Consider the following 15,666-nt stretch of genomic DNA (forward strand, 5'->3'; position numbering starts at 1 on the left):
GGTTCTCCCTATGCCCGGCGTGCCGCGCCGATGGCGTTGATCCGGGCCTTGTTCAAGGCTTCGCCCACCGCCGGGCCGCTGAGGCCTTCGGCGGCGAGGTCGCGCGCATTGATCGCCAGCGCCGCGGCATGCAGGCGCAGCAGCGTGGCGCGTTGCGGGTACTCGCTGTCCTCGAAACCGAGCCGGCCGCGCTTGTCGCATTCGCAGGCCAGCGCCATCTGCGCGATGCGCTCCGGGCGCCTGAAGCCGTCGCAGCGCTGCAGCAGGTCCAGTACGGTGGCGTCGCGCAGTTCGTCGATCCGGTGCACGTTGAGATGCTCGCGGCACACCGCCGCGGCCAGCTGGCGGTGGTCGGCGGGGATGCGCAGGCGGTCGCACAGCGCCGCCAGCGGCTTCAGCCCGCGCTGTTCGTGCATGACATGGCGTGGCAGCTGGTCGGCCGGGGTGAGTGCCTTGCCGAGATCATGGGTGAGCGCGGCGAAGCCGATGAGGTCGTCGCCCGGCGCCAGCCGCGCGGCCATGTCGCTGACCATTTCCTGGTGCACCCCGGTGTCCACTTCCGGGTGGAATTCGACGCGCTGCGGGATGCCGTACAGCGCGGCCACTTCCGGCAGGATCGGCGCCAGTGCGCCGGTATCGTGCAGGGTGCGCAGGAATGCCGAAGGGCGCGCCGCGCGCAGCGCCTTGCGCAGTTCCTGCCAGATGCGTTCGGGTACCAGCGCGTCCAGTTCGCCGCTGGCGGCGATCTCCCGCATCAGCGCGGCGGTTTCCGGGGCCAGGGTGAAACCCAGCGGCGCGAAGCGCGCCATGAACCGTGCCGCGCGCAGTACCCGCAGCGGATCCTCGACGAAGGCCGGGCCGACGTGGCGCAGCACGCGCGCCTGGAGGTCGCGCGCGCCGCCCCAGGGGTCGACCAGCGTGCCGCTGTCCTCGTCGCAGGCGATGGCATTGATGGTGAAGTCGCGGCGTTGCAGGTCCTGCTCCAGCGTCACCGACGGGTCGGCGTCGACCACGAAGCCGCGGTAGCCGCGTCCGCTCTTGCGCTCGGTGCGCGCCAGCGCGTGTTCCTCGCCGGTATGCGGGTGCAGGAACACCGGGAAGTCGCGGCCCACGGCCTTGAAGCCACGCGCCTCCATCTGCTGCTGGGTGGCGCCGACCACCACCCAGTCGCGGTCGCCCGCATCCAGCCCCAGCAGCCGGTCGCGGACCGCGCCGCCGACCAGGTAGGTCTTCATGCGCCGTCCTTGGCCGCCGGGCAGGCGAAGCCGCGCGACGCCGGGACGTTGCGGCCGGCGATGCGGTCGCCCAGCGGCACCGCCTTGCCGTTGAGGCGCCAGTCGTAGATCACGCTGAACGCAAGCACGCGCGCGACGTACTCGCGCGTCTCCTTGTAGCTGATGGTCTCGATCCAGAAGTCGGGGTCGTAGCCCGGCCGCTGCGACTGCCAGCGCGCCGTCGGCGTGGGCCCGGCGTTGTAGGCGGCGATGGTGACGTAGGGCAGGCCGCCGTAGGTGTCCAGCAGCTGCCGCAGGTAGGCGGTGCCGATGGCGATGTTGGTGTCCGGATCGTAAAGGCTGGCCGCGCCGCCGTAGCCGTCGAGCCCGATGCGCCGGGCGACGCTGGCGCCGGTGGCGGGCAGCACCTGCATCAGCCCCAGGGCGTTGGCCGGCGAGCGCGCGTTCGGGTTGAAGATGCTCTCGGCGCGGATCTCGGCGGCGACCCACGCCGGATCCAGCGCGTTGCGCGCCGCTTCGCGGCGGATGGTGTCGTCGTGGTACAGCGGGAACCGCAGCGCGTACAGGCGCATCTCCTGCGGCCCCTTGAGGGCGAACACGGCGCGGTCGAACCAGCCCGCCTCACCCGCCACTTCGACGGCCAGCCGGCGCCGGGTGTCGTCGAACCGCGACAGCGCGTCGGCCCATTCGCGCGCGGCCCAGGTGGCGCGGTCGATGCGGAACAGTTCCAGCGCGCGCACCAGCGCCGGGTCGCGCGCCACCGCCGCGCGCGCCTGCGCGTCGCTGCCGGGGTTCCACGGACACAGCGCGTAGGGCTGGCGCAGCTTGTCGGCGGCAAGGAAGCCATGGAAGGTCGGCTCGGTGGCGACGGCGCGGTACAGCGGCATGGCCTCGGCGGCCCTGCCGGTCTTTTCCAGCAGCCGTGCCTCGAACCAGCGCCAGCGCGAGTCACCGCGCTGGTTCGCGGGCATCGCCCGGATCGCGGCCAGCGCCGCGGGCCAGTCGCCGCGCGCCATCGCTTCGCGCGCGCGCCATTCGTGCAGGCGCTCGTCGTACGCCGATTCCGGGACCGCGGCCAACCGCCGCGCCGAATCCGGCAGGTAGGACGCCACCGTCCACAACGCGATCTGGTAGCGCACCTGCGCCTGCTGCGCGGCGTCCAGCCGCAGCGCCTGCGCATACTGCGGCAACTGCCGTTCGGCGGCGTCGGGGTCGGTCCGCGCCAGCTTTGCCAGGCCGTCGCTGGCGATGCGCCGGCTGCGTTCGTTCTGCGGCCACTTCAACGCGCGCACGTCCGGTTTGTCGACGAACGCGGCGTAATTATTGGCCAGGGCCAGCTCGGCGGCCGGCAGACCGCGCGCGGCCGCGCGCATCACCCCGGGCTGCTGGGCGTCGGCCGCGGCGTCGATGCGCTCCCAGCGCAGTGCCGGGGTCAGCCCGCCGCGCTCGGCCAGGCCGGCGAACACCGGATCGCACGCATCGGGCAGCGACTTGCCGCTGCTGCGCCACAGCGCCTGCGCGTCGCGGATCCAGCCGGCATCGGCCTTGCCGGTGGCCAGGCGTGCGTTGAGCTCGGCGCACTGCAGCCCGGGGTCGTTGCTGGGCCGCCAGTTGGCGAGCAGGGTCGGCCAGTCCTGGCGCCGCGCCAGCGCCGGCAGCCACGCGGCGCGGAATGCCTCGGCCACGGCCTGGCCCTGGTAGCGCTTGAGGAAGTCCAGCGCCTGCGGCGTGTCCACGGTGTCGATGCCACGGCGCAGCGCGCTGTATTCGAGCCAGCCGTACAGCGGGTGGTCGCGCAGGCCCGCGCTCGCGGCGGCATCGAACTGGCCGCGTTCGGCGTTGTCGATGGCCACGCGCATGGCCGCGCGCCGGGCGTCGAGGGTCTGTGCGCCGGTGCCGGTACAGGCCAGCAGCAGGGACGCGGCGAAAGGCAGCAGGCAGGTCGTTCGTTTCATCGGCAAAGCATAGCCGGGGCATCGTCAACAGCGCCGCGGCGATTCCGGCTCGCGCATGAACATCGCCGTCGCGCGGCCGCTGAACCGAAACGCGGGCTGAACGTGACCGGCCGCGCCGCTGCCGTGCGCCGCTGTGGCCGGCGTAGTGTCGACACCGGGGCGCTACGCCTCGCCGAAGGAGCGGAGCATGGCATTCAGTGCAGCTGGCAGTTCCGGACCGATCGCCGACATCAATGTCACCCCGCTGGTGGACGTGATGCTGGTGTTGCTGATCATCTTCATCGTCACCGCGCCGCTGGTGTCCTGGCCGATCCCGGTGGATCTGCCGCAGCCCACCACCCGCCAGGTCCCCCGCGTGGATCCGCCGCCGCCGATCGAATTGCGGGTGGACGCGGCCAACCAGCTCACGTGGAATGGCCAGGCGCTGCCGGTCGCTTCGCTGCAGGCGCGGCTGCAGGAGCAGGCGCGTCTGCATGCCGGCAACCTGCCGGAGCTGCGCATCGACGCCAGCCCGGACGCCGAGTACGACACGATGGCCAAGGTGCTGGCGGCGGCCGACAACGCACGGATGGAGCGCATCGCCTTCCTGCGATGAAGGGGTGCCCGGGCCGTGCGCGAAGGCGGGCGGCCCGGGACAGGCGCGCGGCGGCGGACGATGAGCCGCGCGCGGCGGCCGGGGGCGCCCGCCGCACTACACTACGCGCATGCAGACTTCACGATTCGCGCCGCTGTTGCCGGCGCTGGCGGTGCTCGGCTCGGTGACTTCGCTGGCCATCGGCACGTCCTACGCCAAGCACCTGTTCCCGCTGATCGGCGCCCAGGGTACCAGCGCGCTGCGCGTGGGCTTTTCGGCGCTGTTCCTGCTGCTGCTGTGGCGGCCGTGGCGCTGGCATACCCGCCGCGCCGACGGCGCCGCGATCCTGCGCTACGGGCTGGCGCTGGGGCTGATGAACCTGCTGTTCTACATGGCGCTGCGCACGATTCCGTTCGGCATCGCGGTGGCCATCGAGTTCATCGGGCCGCTGGCGGTGGCGATGTTCTCCTCGCGGCGGGCGATCGATTTCCTGTGGGTCGGCTGCGCGCTGGCCGGGCTGCTGCTGTTGCTGCCGCTGGGCGGCGGGCCGGCGCTGGACGTGGCCGGCGTGCTGTACGCGCTGGGCGCCGCGGCCTGCTGGGCGCTGTACATCGTGTTCGGCAAGCGCGCCGGGCACCTGCATGCCGGGCACTCGGTATCGCTGGGCGTGGCGGTCGCGGCGCTGGTGGTGGTGCCGGTGGGCGTGGCCCATGCCGGAACGGCACTGCTGCAGCCGTCGATCCTGCTGGCCGGGCTGCTGGTGGCGGTGGTGTCCAGCGCGATCCCGATGTCGCTGGAGATGATGGCGCTCAAGCGCCTGCCGAAGGAGACCTTCGGCATCCTGATCAGCATGGAACCGGCGGTGGCCGCGCTGTGGGCGCTGCTGCTGCTGCACGAACAGCTGTCCGGCCTGCAGTGGCTGGCGATCGGCTGCACGGTATTGGCCTCGGTGGGGAGCGCGGCGACCGCGCGGCGCCGGCCACCGCCCGCGGCTGCCGTGGTGACATGAGCCGGTGCCGGGCGTAGCCCCTTGTGCCGGGGATGCGCCGCAGGGACACCCGGGTCCAGGGGCGCGGCTGCGTCGCTGCGGGGAATCGGGACAGTGGCCGCGTCGGCGCTGCGGCCCTTGGCGCGGCCGCGTGCGGCGACGCTAGCGCAGGCTGTTGGCGGGGACTTCGACCTGCATCTCCACCGCCAGATGGTCCGAATGGGCCGCGGCGACGGCGCCGGTTTCGAGCGCGCGCAGGCTGTCGCTGACCAGGATATGGTCGATCGCCCGTTCCGGGCGCCAGCTGGGGAAGGTGGGCACCAGGCAGCCGGGCGGCTGCAGCCGGGTCTTGCGGTACAGCACCTGCATTTCCGGGCGCTCGGCCTTGCAGTTGAAATCGCCCATCAGCACCGCGTTGGGGTAGTCGGACATCAGGTCGGCGATGAAATCCAGCTGCGACAGGCGCGAACCCACGCCCAGCGACAGGTGCGCGACGGCGACCGCCAGCCCTTCGCGGCCGTCGCCGAAGCGCGCCAGCAGCACGCCGCGTCCGCCGATGCGGCCGGGCAGGGCGTGATCCTGCACTTCCACCGGTTCCAGCCGGCTGAGCAGGCCATTGGCGCTGGACGCGACCCCGCCCATGCGCCGGTTGGGCTGGTGGCTCCAGTAGTTGAAGCCGGCGCGCTGGGCCAGGTAGTGGGTCTGGTTGGTGAAACCCGAGCGCAGGCTGCCGGGGTCGGCCTCCTGCAGGCCGACGATGTCGCGGCCGCTGGCGAGCCTGGCGATCGCATCCAGGCTGGAGCGCTTGCTGCCCGACGGCAGCGCGTGCGACCAGCTGCGGGTCACGTAGTCGCTGTAGCGGCGCGTGCTGGAGCCGGCCTGGATGTTGGCCGTGAGCAGGCGCAGGGTGTGGGTGGAGGAATTCACGGCGGTGGAACCAGGGCCTCGTGTCGACGAGGCCCTTGATACCTTACTTGGCGTTGGCGGCGCGTTCGCGTGCGATCAGGTGGTCGGCGATGCGCAGCATGTCCTCGTAGCTCTTGCCCTTGACCAGGTACTTGCCGTTGACGATCAGCGACGGCGTGCCGGTGATCTTGCTGCGCTGGGCGAACTGCTTGGCGCGATTGGTCTTGGCCACCACCGAGAAGCTGCCCATGGTGTCGGCGAAGGTCTTCGGGTTGACGCCGAACTTGGCGTAGAAGTTGGCGATGTCCTCGACCGAATCGCGGCCCAGCTCGCCCTTGAGCGACTGCTCGACATGGATGGCCGAGTACAGCGCCTCATGGGTCTTCTCCTGCACGCCCAGTGCCTCGGCGGCATAGAAGGCGCGGCCGTAGTCGTCCCACATGCTGCCGAACATGGCCGGCACGTAGACGAAGTTGACGTCCGACGGCAGGCCGGCCTTCCACGGCCCGATCAGCGGCTGGAAGCGCGCGCAGGCCGGGCAGACGTAGCCGAACACCTCGGCCACTTCGATCTTGCCGGTCGCCGGCTGGATCGGCTGGCCGCCGTCGATGACCAGGTAGTCGGTGCCGGCCACCGGTTCGGGGCCGACCAGGCGCGCCTGCGCCGGCACCGGGGTGTTCTCCGCGCTCTGCGCGGCGGCCTGCCCGCTGGCCGCTTCCGGCGTGGCGGCGGCTTCGGCAGCAGCGTCGGCGGCGGGGCGGCCGGGGCGTTGGCGGCGGCCGGTTGTTCGGCGGCCGGGGCGACGGCGTCGGCCGAGCCGTCCTGGGCCTTGCAGGCCACCATCAGCGGCAGCAGGGCGGCCAAGGCGAGTACGAAACGGATCTTCATGGGTGGATCTCCAGCAGGGATTCGTCGGGTCGTCGGGCCGCCAGCGGCGACCGCGGGGCGCATGATGACATTATCTGCGGCGGCGGCTGAACCGGTTGCCGGAGCACGCCGGCATGGGCTCAGCGGCGCCGGGCGGCAGCGCGCTCGCGTTCCACCAGGGCACTGGCGATGCGCAACTGGTCCTCGAAGCTGCGGCCCTTGACCAGGTATTTGCCGTTGACCACCAGTGCCGGCGTACCGGGCACCCGCACGCGCAGGGCGAAGGCGCGCGCGGCCTTCACCCTGGCGTCGGTCTGGTCGCTGCGCAGCGCATCGACATAGCGCTCCGGCTGCACCCCGTAGGCGGCATAGAACGTCGCCAGTTCCTGTGGCGACACGTTCTGCATCGGCAGGCTGCGCCGTTCGTGCAGGGCCTTGAACACATCGGCGTGGCTGCGCTTGAGCACGCCGGTCTGCTCGGCGGCGTAGAAGGCGCGCGCATAGGCGTCCCAATGGCCGCCGAAGGCAGCCGGCACCGCGGTGAAGCGCACGTCGCCCGGCAGCCTGGCGACCCAGGCTTCGAGCAGCGGTTCGAAATGGGCGCAGTGGATGCAGGGGTAGCCGAACACTTCGACCACCTCGATCTTGCCGGCCAGGGGGGCGAACGGGCCGGGTTCTGCGATCAGCTCATAGTCCTGGCCTTCCACCGGTGCGGCGGCGTCGGCGGCACAGGCGGCCAGCGGCAGCAGGGCCAGCAACAGCAGGGACAAGCGCGCGAAATACGTCATCGGGATCTCCAACTGGAAAAAGAGACGCCGACCGCAGGGGTCGGCGTATCCGGAACACGACTGCCCGTCGCCGTGGCGACCGCGACCGTCAGGCGGTCAACGCGCGGTGGCCACGGCCACGTCGTCGGCGCGCGCGTGCAGGCCCTGCACGTAGCTGGCCAGCGCCTGGATTTCCTGCTCGGTGAGCTTGCCGGCCACCTGGGCCATGATCCGGAACTGCGACGGATCGGTTTCCTGGGTCTGGCCCGCCTGGTAGTGCTGCAGGCGCTGGGTGACGTACATGGCGTGCTGGCCGCCGATGTGCGGGTAGGCCGGGCCGGGATTGCCGGCGCCGGTCGGGCCGTGGCAGGCCATGCAGGCCGGGATCTCGCGGCTGGCGTCGCCGTTGCGGTACAGCTTCTGGCCGACCTCGTAGAACTTCATGCCGGCGTACGGGCCGTCGGCGATGGCGGTGTCGTCGGCCACGCCGGCGCCGGACTTCTGGCGGGCGAAGAAGGCGCCGATGTCGCGCATGTCCTGCGCGGTCATGCCCTGCACGAACGGCAGCATGGCGGCGACCGCGCCCTCGGTGCGCTGGCCGCCGGCGATCAGCGCCAGCTGGCGGGCGATGTAGCGCTCGCTCTGGCCGGCCAGCCGCGGATACATCTCCACCGCGGAGTTGCCGTCGGCGCCATGGCAGGCGGCGCAGGCCTGTGCCTTGCCTTCGCCGGCCTCGGCATCGCCGGGCAGGGTCTTGCTGAGGTCGATCTCCAGCGGTGCGGTCTGCACCGGCGCGTTGTCGGGCACCGGCGTGACCGAACTCTGTGCGAACGCGACGACCGCGATCAGCGGGATGACAAGGGCGGAAACGGCTAAGACACGAGCGTGGCGCATGCAGAAGCTCCGTGTGGAACGGGCCGGGCGGGTCCGCGCCGGCATCGACCGGATTATCCACGCCGTTTCATGGCAGGGTCAACGCACGGGCGCCAGCGGGACCCGCGGCGTGCGATCCTATGGGCATGTCACAGCTCCTAGAACGCGCCCGATATCTGCTTTCGGCCCACAATGCCCGGCAATTGCCGCCGGACGAGGGCGCCGAGGTGGCCTTCGCCGGTCGCTCCAACGCCGGAAAATCCAGCGCGCTCAACGCGCTGACCCGGCAGAACGCGCTGGCCCGGGTCTCCAAGACGCCGGGCCGCACCCAGCAGCTGGTGTTCTTCCAGGTCACCCCGCAGGCGCACCTGGTCGACCTGCCCGGCTATGGCTACGCCAAGGTCCCGCAGGAACTGCAGGCGCACTGGCAGGCCTTCATCGACAACTATTTCCGCACCCGCGACGCGCTCAAGGGACTGGTGGTGGTGATGGACATCCGCCACCCGCTCAAGGACTACGACCGGCAGATGCTGGCCTACGCGGTGCAGCGCGGCCTGCCGGCGCATGCGCTGTTGACCAAGGCCGACAAGCTCGGCCGTGGCCAGCAGGCGCAGACGCTGCAGAAGGTGCGCAGGGAACTGGCCGATGCGTTCGGCGATTCGGTGAGCGTGCAGGCGTTCTCCGGCGAGTCCAAGCAGGGCGTGGACGAGGCCCGCGCTGTGATCGGCGGCTGGCTGGGCCTGTAACGCCGGCACCAGGCGGGCACTCCAGCCCCTTCCCACGCGCCGCGCACCCGCCCGCTGGCGGCTGCTCCCATCCCCCGGCCAAGCTGGAACGTGACGGGAGCAAAGTCCCCTGAGTCAGGGGGCGCGCCGAAGGCGGGGGTGTGGCAAACGGAAGACGGGGCCCACGGTCTGCGGTGCGGACCGTGGGGCGCCAGCGCGCGGCGCGGGCGGTCGCTCACAGCGGTGAGAACTCGCCCGGCACCCAGGCGAAGGCTTCACCCGCGCGGCGCACGTGCCCCAGGCCGGGGAACGGCAGGTGCGCGCCAGCCACCCACCACCGCCCTGCCGCGGCCTCGGCCATCAGCCGGCGGCGGCTGGCAATGGCGGCCGTGCGGTCGCTGTCGGCTTCGTAGCTGGCGTCGGGCCGCGCGAACTGGACCGCGTGGAAGTGCACGATGTCGCCCCATACCAGCAGCTGCTGGCCGTTGCCGCCGTCGATCCGCCAGGAGACATGGCCCGGGGTGTGGCCGTGGCTGTCCAGCGCGGTGATGCCGGCGGGCAGGGTATCGCCTGTGACAAAACGTCGCAGGCGTCCGGCCGCGGCGTACGGCGCCACCGCACTGCGCGCCATCGGGAAGGCGAAGCGCAGCGACTGCGGCGCGCCGGCTTCACTGGCCGGGTCCAGCCAGTAACCGGCATCGGCCTGTGACAGCCACACGCGGGCGTTGGCGAACGCCGGCTTGCCGTCGGCGTCGAGCAGCCCGCACAGGTGATCGGGATGGGCGTGGGTCAACAGCACGTCGTCCACCTCGGCTGGGTCGTAGCCGGCGGCGCGCAGGTTGACCAGTACCTGGCCCAGGCCGGGGCCGAAGCACTGCGCGGCCCCGGTATCGACCAGCGCCAAGTGTGTGCCGCGCTGCACCAGATAGGCGTTGACCGCGGTCTGCAGGCCCTTGCCGTCTTCGGGCACGTAGCCGTGTTCGAGCAGGCGGGTGACCGCGCCCGGGTCAATGCCGCTCAGTGCCTGCCGCGGCAGCGCGACGGTGCCGTCAAACAGCGCGGTGACCTGCACCTCGCCGATCTGCTGGTGATACACGCCGGGTACCTGCGCGCGCGGGACATGGGCGGTGCCGGCGTGGGCGCCGCCGGCGGCCAGCAGCAGGGCCAGGGCAAGGGGACGAAGGGCAGCGTGGGACATGGGCAGTTCCGTCAGGGGCGGCATCGCGCCGCGGAGCCGCCATGTTGCGCCCGGCCCCGCCTGCGATGCGCTCGCAATGCCGCGCGATCCGCTCACCGCCGCCGCGCCGTCACTGGTTGCCGATCGCGGACGGCTCCATGCCATAGCGTTCGTGGAAGCGCCGGTTGAAGCTGGACAGCGAGCGGTAGCCGACGCGCGCGGCCACGGTCTTCAGCGGCAGGCGGGTGGTGTAGAGCAGCTGCATCGCGTGCGCCAGCCGCGCATCGCCGATCAGCTCGCGCAGGCCGAGCCGTTCGCTGGCCAGGCGCCGGCGCAGGGTGGCGCCACTGATGCCCAGGTGCTGTTCGAAATCGCACGACTGCCAGTTGCGTCCGGGCTGGGCGGCGACCAGGTCGCGGATGCGCTCGCCCAGGCCGGGTTCGGGCGCGACCAGCAGGCTGCCATGGCCGGACGCGCAGAACGCCACGGCCAGGCTGGCCAGCGCCAGCCGGGCCGCGGTGTAGTCGCCGTGTTCCAGTGCCTGCCGCCACTGCAGCAGCGGCGCGCCGTGCGCGGCCAGCGGCAGCCGCGCCAGCGGCGGGCCGGCTTCGGGCAACGGCCCGCTCCACAAGGTGCGGGTGGCGTGCAGCACTTCGGCGCACAGCGGCACGATGGCGCTGAGATAGAGGCCACTGTCGGGGTCGGGGACGTTGACCACGTCGATCCGGCAGCGGCGGGTGATCAGGAACAGGTCGCCGGGTGCCAGGTCCAGCACCTGCTGCGCGGTGCGCACGTGCTTGCGTCCCTGCAGCAGGATCGCGAACTGCGGGCGCGGGATCTCCACCGAGGACGCGCCGTGCTCGCGGCGCGCGGTGATACAGGCATAGTCCCCGGCGTTCTGGCAGTCGGCCAGCGTCGCCAGCTGTTGCAGCAGCGGGCCGGGCGTCGTCGCCAGGGCCACCATCAACCGGCCAGGTGGGTGTCGAACAGATTGCCGATGGCCGCCGCCGCGCCCATCGCCAGTGCGCCCCAGAACACCACCCGCAGCGCACCGCGCAGGCGCGAGGCGCCGCCGGCGTGGGCGGCCATCGCGCCGGTGATGCACAACCCGACCAGGGTGGACGCGGTGGTGATCTGCGCGACGTAGGCGTAGGGGGCCAGCAGTGCGGTGAGTACCGGCAGGATCGCGCCGACGACGAACGCGCCGGCCGAGGCCAGCGCCGCCTGCAGCGGCCGCGCCCGCAGTTCCTCGGTGATGCCCAGCTCGTCGCGCGCATGCGCAGCCAGCGCATCGTGCGCGGTCAGCTGCACGGCCACCTCGTGCGCCAGTTCCGGGGTCAGCCCGCGCCGCCGGTAGATGCCGGCCAGTTCCTCCAGCTCGGTATGCGGGTCTTCGCGCAGTTCACGGCGTTCCAGCGCCAGGTCGGCATGCTCGGTGTCGGCCTGCGACTGCACCGACACGTATTCGCCGGCGGCCATCGACATGGCGCCGGCCACGGTGCCGGCGACGCCGGTGGCCAGGATGGTGGAGGCCGGCGCGCCGCTGGCGGCGATGCCGACCACCAGGCCGGCGACGGAGACGATGCCGTCGTTGGCCCGAGCACGGCCGCGCGCAGCCAGCCGACACGTTCGGAGCGGTGGGATTCGGTGTGTCGGGTCGGTTTCATGGCCGCAGTGTAGGACGGCACGTGGACCGTTGGTGAAAACGACTCGCAGCCGCGGCGCCGGACCGGTCAAGTCGCCGCCGGTGGGATGCTGAAAACCGCCACCGCGACATGCCGGCAATAGGGGCCGCGATATAGTGCGCGCTCGGGAGCTGTTCGCGGTCCATCGCGGGCGAGGGCCGGTGGCCCGTGGCGGAGCCGGGCAGGCGCAGCGTGCGTGGATGCGCGCCTTGCCGGCGCTGGACGGGACGCGGTGACGCGCGCGACGGACTGCGGGCCGGTTCTTGTGATGCCGGGGGCAGGCCCCCATTTCCCCGCCCAGCCAGAACACTGCGAGCCAGCCCTTGTCGAGCCCCAGCCACGTTGCCGATACGCCCATTACCGACCGCTCGCAGCTGGTGGAGGTGCTCGCTTCCGGCGAGAAGCCGCGCCCGCAGTGGCGCATCGGCACCGAGCACGAGAAGTTCGGGTTCCGCCTGGACGACCTGCGCCCGCCGACGTTCGAGGGCGAGCGCGGCATCCAGGCGCTGCTGACCGGGCTGACCCGTTTCGGCTGGGAGCCGGTGCAGGAGCGTATCGATCAGGGGCCGGGCAACACCATCGCGCTGCTGCGCGACGGCGCCTCGGTGACGCTGGAGCCGGCCGGGCAGCTGGAGCTGTCCGGCGCCGCGCTGGAGAGCATCCACCAGACCTGCGTGGAAACCGGCACCCACCTCAACGAGGTGGCGCAGGTGGCCGGCGAGCTGCAGCTGGGTTTCCTCGGCATGGGCTTCCAGCCGAAGTGGACCCGCGCCGACATGCCGTGGATGCCCAAGGGCCGCTACCGCATCATGCGTGACTACATGCCCAGGGTCGGCTCGCTCGGCCTGGACATGATGACCCGCACCTGCACGGTCCAGGTCAACCTCGACTACGCCAGCGAAGCGGACATGGTGAAGAAGTTCCGCGTGTCGCTGGCGCTGCAGCCCATCGCCACCGCGCTGTTCGCCGATTCGCCGTTCACCGAGGGCCGGCCCAACGGTTACCTGAGCTACCGCTCGCACATCTGGACCGACACCGATGCCGACCGCACCGGCATGCTCGACTTCGTGTTCGAGGACGGCTTCGGCTACGAGCGCTACGTCGACTACCTGCTCGACGTGCCGATGTATTTCTCCTACCGCGACGGCGTCTACCACGATGCCAGCGGCAAGTCGTTCCGGCGCTTCCTCAAGGGCGAACTGGACGTGCTGCCGGGTGCGCTGCCGACGCTGCGCGACTGGTCCGACCACATGACCACCGCCTTCCCGAGGTGCGGCTGAAGAAGTACCTGGAAATGCGCGGCGCCGACAGCGGCCCGTGGAGCCGGATCTGTGCGCTGCCGGCGTTCTGGGTGGGCCTGCTGTACGACGACACGGCGCTGGATGCGGCCTGGGACCTGGTCAGGGATTTCAGCCTCGCCGAGCGCCACGCGCTGCGCGACGGCGTGCCGCGGCAGGCGCTGCACCTGCCGTTCCGCGGCGGCAGCGTGCGCGACCTGGCGCGGCGCGCGCTGGAGATCGCGCGCGAGGGCCTGCGCCGCCGCGCGGCGCTCAACGCCGACGGCCAGGACGAGACCCGCTTCCTCGACGTGCTGCAGGAAATCGTGGACTCGGGCAAGACCGCCGCCGAGCGCAAGCTGGAGCTGTTCCATGGGGCATGGAACGGCAGCGTCGACCCGGTGTTCCGCGAGTTCGCCTACTGATCCGGCACCCTGGCGCGTTGCTAGACTGCCGGCTTCCTTGACGGAGGCAGGCGCATGGGCAACACGACGGACGAGATCGTCTTCTACACCCACCCGCAATCGCGCGGCCGCATCGTGCGCTGGATGCTGGAGGAGGTCGGGCAGCCGTACCGCACCGAGGTGCTGGGTTACGGCGAGGACATGAAGTCGCCGGCCTACCTGGCCATCAATCCGATGGGCAAGGTGCCGGCCATCGTCCACCGCGGGGTGGTGGTGACCGAGGCCGCGGCCATCTGCGGCTACCTGGCCGATGCGTTCCCGCAGGCCGGGCTGGCGCCGGCGCAGGACGACCCGCTGCGCGGCAGTTATTTCCGCTGGCTGTTCTTCGCCGCCGGGCCGGTGGAGGCCGCGGTCAGCGCCAAGGCGTTCGGCCTGCTGGCGCCGCCGGACAAGGCCGGCATGGTCGGCTATGGCAGTTTCGAGCGGATGGCCGACACCCTGGAGAAGGCCGCTGCCGGCGCCGCGCCGTGGCTGCTGGGCGAGCGGTTCAGCGCCGCCGACGTCTACCTGGGCAGCCAGGTGCTGTGGGGCACGATGTTCAAGACCCTGCCCGAGCGCCCGGCGTTCGCCGAATACGCCGCGCGCCTGCGTGCGCGTCCGGCCTGGCAGCGCGCGTCCGCGCTGGACGACGCGCTGGCGGCGCCGCAGTGAGCGGCGCCGGCGGCGATCACGCCGCGGCTTGACCCCGGTCAGGGCGGCCCGCGTCGCGGGCACGCAGTATCCGGCCGGCGGGCACGGTCGCCCGCCGCCGGAACGGCCACGGGGCGGGTCGCCGGTCGCGTGCTGCGCCCCGGGAGTATGTCGATGACGCAATTCAGGATTCCCCTGTCCGGCCCGGCGCCGGACCTGCAGCTGCTGGAAGACGCGCTGCAGGACGCCGATCCTTCCGTGCTGCTGGATATCGAACCGCTCAGCCGGGTGCTGCGCATTTCCACCCTGCTCGACGAACACAGCCTGCTGCCGGCGCTGGACCGCGGCGGCCTGGCGGTTTCCGCCGCGCAGCTGGAACGGGTGCCTTCGGAATGCTGCGGCGGCTGCGGCGGCTGAGCCGTCGCGGCGCGCAGTCCCGGCTGGACGCCGGCACGTGGGCGCCCCGCGTGCCGGCCTTCCCCCCGCCAGGCGCGACGATGCGGAGGGGATGGCCTGTTGGGAAAGCCACCGGCCGGCGTGGCGGATGCGCCGCCGGCCGCCGCGTGATGTTTTCCATGCAGTGCGCCCTGCATCGGCCAGCGTATGCTCCCGCGACCCGACCGTGGAGCTTCCCGTGAAGACGTCGTCCCTGCTCGCCGCGACCGCCTTGCTCGCGCTGCCTTGCGCCTTGCAGGCGCGGGCCGCCCTCCCGATGCTCAACGGCACCAGCCCCGGTGCACGCGAGGTGCATGCCGACGACGGCGGGCCGGTCTATGTCAACGGCAGGGAAACCCGGCTGAAGCGCTTCAATGACGATTACGTCGAGGCGCACGACCCGGCCCGCGGCGTGACCCTGTCGATCACCACGTCCGCCGGCGGCGTGCAGATGTCCCATACCGGCCAGGGCGACGCGAACGGGGTGTGTTCGATCGGCCGCCATGAAGGGCGGCCGATCGCACGACGCGCCCGCCGGTCTGCCGCGGGAAGTGACCTGCGAATCGCAGGGCAACACCCTGGCCGGGTGCGACATGGACACCCGCGGTGATGTCGAGCTCGTGCGCCGGCTGAGCCGCACCGAATGCGTGGAGGGCCGGAACGGGGGCCGTTGCGCAGTTCCGTCCGGGTCAAGGACGGGTGCCGCGCGGTGTTCCGCAACACGCCGGGGGACGGCGGGCACCAGGCCGACCACGGCCAGCACCGCGGTTACGTGGCGCCCGTGGCCGCCGCCGACGGTGCCGGGCTGCTGGGCGCCTGCAATCGGCGTGCGCGCGCATCCGGCGCGCTGGTCACGCGCGTGCCGGTGAACGACGAGGCCGCCGAACTGATCGTCGATCATCCGGACGGCCGCTACCTGTGCATGGCGCGCAACGATGCCCAGGTGGTGTCCTTGACCCGGTTGCTGCGCCAGCCGAAGTGATCGTCTGGGCGGCGTGGTGCCGCCCTGGCGATGGGATGGCGCAGGTGGCGGCGACAGGATGCCCCCGCGCCTGCGCGGTGTATTGCCCGGGCGGCGCGTTGTCATGTGCCGTTCCGGTGGATGCCA

The 15,666-nt window shown here is 71.9% G+C and carries 12 protein-coding genes and 4 pseudogenes; 7 read left to right on the plus strand and 9 right to left on the minus strand.

Annotation, left to right across the window (positions count from 1 at the left end):
* Positions 1–8: 8 nt before the first annotated feature.
* Positions 9–1,235 carry a multifunctional CCA tRNA nucleotidyl transferase/2'3'-cyclic phosphodiesterase/2'nucleotidase/phosphatase gene (locus B1L07_03005; GenBank protein ID AUZ54260.1) on the minus strand — a complete coding sequence of 409 codons (1,227 nt, stop codon included), beginning with the start codon at positions 1,233–1,235 and terminating at the stop codon, positions 9–11.
* Positions 1,232–3,190: a lytic murein transglycosylase gene (locus tag B1L07_03010; GenBank protein ID AUZ54261.1), complete on the minus strand. Its 1,959-nt coding sequence runs from the start codon at positions 3,188–3,190 to the stop codon at positions 1,232–1,234. The genes B1L07_03005 and B1L07_03010 overlap by 4 nt, the downstream gene beginning before the upstream one ends.
* A 187-nt stretch (positions 3,191–3,377) precedes the next feature.
* Here B1L07_03010 and B1L07_03015 point away from each other — a divergent pair, with 187 nt between their 5' ends.
* Both B1L07_03015 and B1L07_03020 read left to right on the plus strand, forming a co-directional pair.
* The gene (locus B1L07_03015; GenBank protein AUZ54262.1) at positions 3,378–3,785 is read left to right on the plus strand and encodes a biopolymer transporter ExbD; all 408 of its coding nucleotides are present in this window, start codon (positions 3,378–3,380) and stop codon (positions 3,783–3,785) included.
* A 109-nt stretch (positions 3,786–3,894) separates the two neighbouring features.
* Positions 3,895–4,773, plus strand: a complete 879-nt coding sequence (locus tag B1L07_03020) for an EamA family transporter (GenBank protein ID AUZ54263.1) — start codon at positions 3,895–3,897, stop codon at positions 4,771–4,773.
* A gap of 141 nt (positions 4,774–4,914) precedes the next feature.
* Here the strand turns inward: B1L07_03020 and B1L07_03025 are convergent, their stop codons facing one another.
* The 4 genes and pseudogenes from B1L07_03025 to B1L07_03040 all read right to left on the minus strand — a co-directional run bounded on the left by B1L07_03025 (position 4,915) and on the right by B1L07_03040 (position 8,186).
* The gene (locus tag B1L07_03025; protein ID AUZ56431.1) at positions 4,915–5,652 is read right to left on the minus strand and encodes an endonuclease; all 738 of its coding nucleotides are present in this window, start codon (positions 5,650–5,652) and stop codon (positions 4,915–4,917) included.
* Between the two features lie 70 nt (positions 5,653–5,722).
* Positions 5,723–6,546: pseudogene (locus B1L07_03030) on the minus strand (thiol:disulfide interchange protein).
* 119 nt (positions 6,547–6,665) lie between these two features.
* On the minus strand, positions 6,666–7,313 hold the full coding sequence (locus B1L07_03035) for a dihydroneopterin aldolase (protein AUZ54264.1): 648 nt from the start codon (positions 7,311–7,313) through the stop codon (positions 6,666–6,668).
* 96 nt (positions 7,314–7,409) lie between these two features.
* The gene (locus B1L07_03040; GenBank protein AUZ54265.1) at positions 7,410–8,186 is read right to left on the minus strand and encodes a cytochrome C; all 777 of its coding nucleotides are present in this window, start codon (positions 8,184–8,186) and stop codon (positions 7,410–7,412) included.
* Positions 8,187–8,311: 125 nt separating this feature from the next.
* Between B1L07_03040 and B1L07_03045 the strand changes: the two genes are divergently transcribed.
* Positions 8,312–8,911 carry a YihA family ribosome biogenesis GTP-binding protein gene (locus B1L07_03045; protein AUZ56432.1) on the plus strand — a complete coding sequence of 200 codons (600 nt, stop codon included), beginning with the start codon at positions 8,312–8,314 and terminating at the stop codon, positions 8,909–8,911.
* A gap of 214 nt (positions 8,912–9,125) precedes the next feature.
* Here B1L07_03045 and B1L07_03050 read toward each other — a convergent pair whose 3' ends face one another.
* The 3 genes and pseudogenes from B1L07_03050 to B1L07_03060 form a co-directional block, all read right to left on the minus strand.
* Complete coding sequence (locus tag B1L07_03050; protein AUZ56433.1) at positions 9,126–10,088, minus strand: MBL fold metallo-hydrolase; 963 nt, start codon at positions 10,086–10,088, stop codon at positions 9,126–9,128.
* Positions 10,089–10,197: 109 nt separating this feature from the next.
* Positions 10,198–11,031, minus strand: a complete 834-nt coding sequence (locus B1L07_03055; protein ID AUZ54266.1) for an AraC family transcriptional regulator — start codon at positions 11,029–11,031, stop codon at positions 10,198–10,200.
* Positions 11,031–11,734: pseudogene (locus B1L07_03060) on the minus strand (nodulin 21). Before B1L07_03060 ends, B1L07_03055 begins: the two are co-directional and overlap by 1 nt.
* A gap of 341 nt (positions 11,735–12,075) precedes the next feature.
* On the opposite strand from B1L07_03060, the pseudogene B1L07_03065 reads away from it, so the two are divergent.
* The 4 genes and pseudogenes from B1L07_03065 to B1L07_03080 all read left to right on the plus strand — a co-directional run bounded on the left by B1L07_03065 (position 12,076) and on the right by B1L07_03080 (position 15,540).
* Positions 12,076–13,454, plus strand: a pseudogene (locus B1L07_03065) (glutamate--cysteine ligase).
* A gap of 54 nt (positions 13,455–13,508) precedes the next feature.
* Entirely contained in the window at positions 13,509–14,144 is a 636-nt protein-coding gene (locus tag B1L07_03070) for a glutathione S-transferase (protein AUZ54267.1), read from the plus strand.
* Positions 14,145–14,297: 153 nt separating this feature from the next.
* Positions 14,298–14,540: a hypothetical protein gene (locus B1L07_03075; protein AUZ54268.1), complete on the plus strand. Its 243-nt coding sequence runs from the start codon at positions 14,298–14,300 to the stop codon at positions 14,538–14,540.
* A gap of 217 nt (positions 14,541–14,757) precedes the next feature.
* Positions 14,758–15,540: pseudogene (locus tag B1L07_03080) on the plus strand (hypothetical protein).
* The last annotated feature ends 126 nt before the right edge of the window (positions 15,541–15,666 follow it).

The organism is Stenotrophomonas acidaminiphila (assembly GCA_002951995.1).
GTDB classification, from domain to species: Bacteria; Pseudomonadota; Gammaproteobacteria; order Xanthomonadales; family Xanthomonadaceae; genus Stenotrophomonas; species Stenotrophomonas acidaminiphila_A.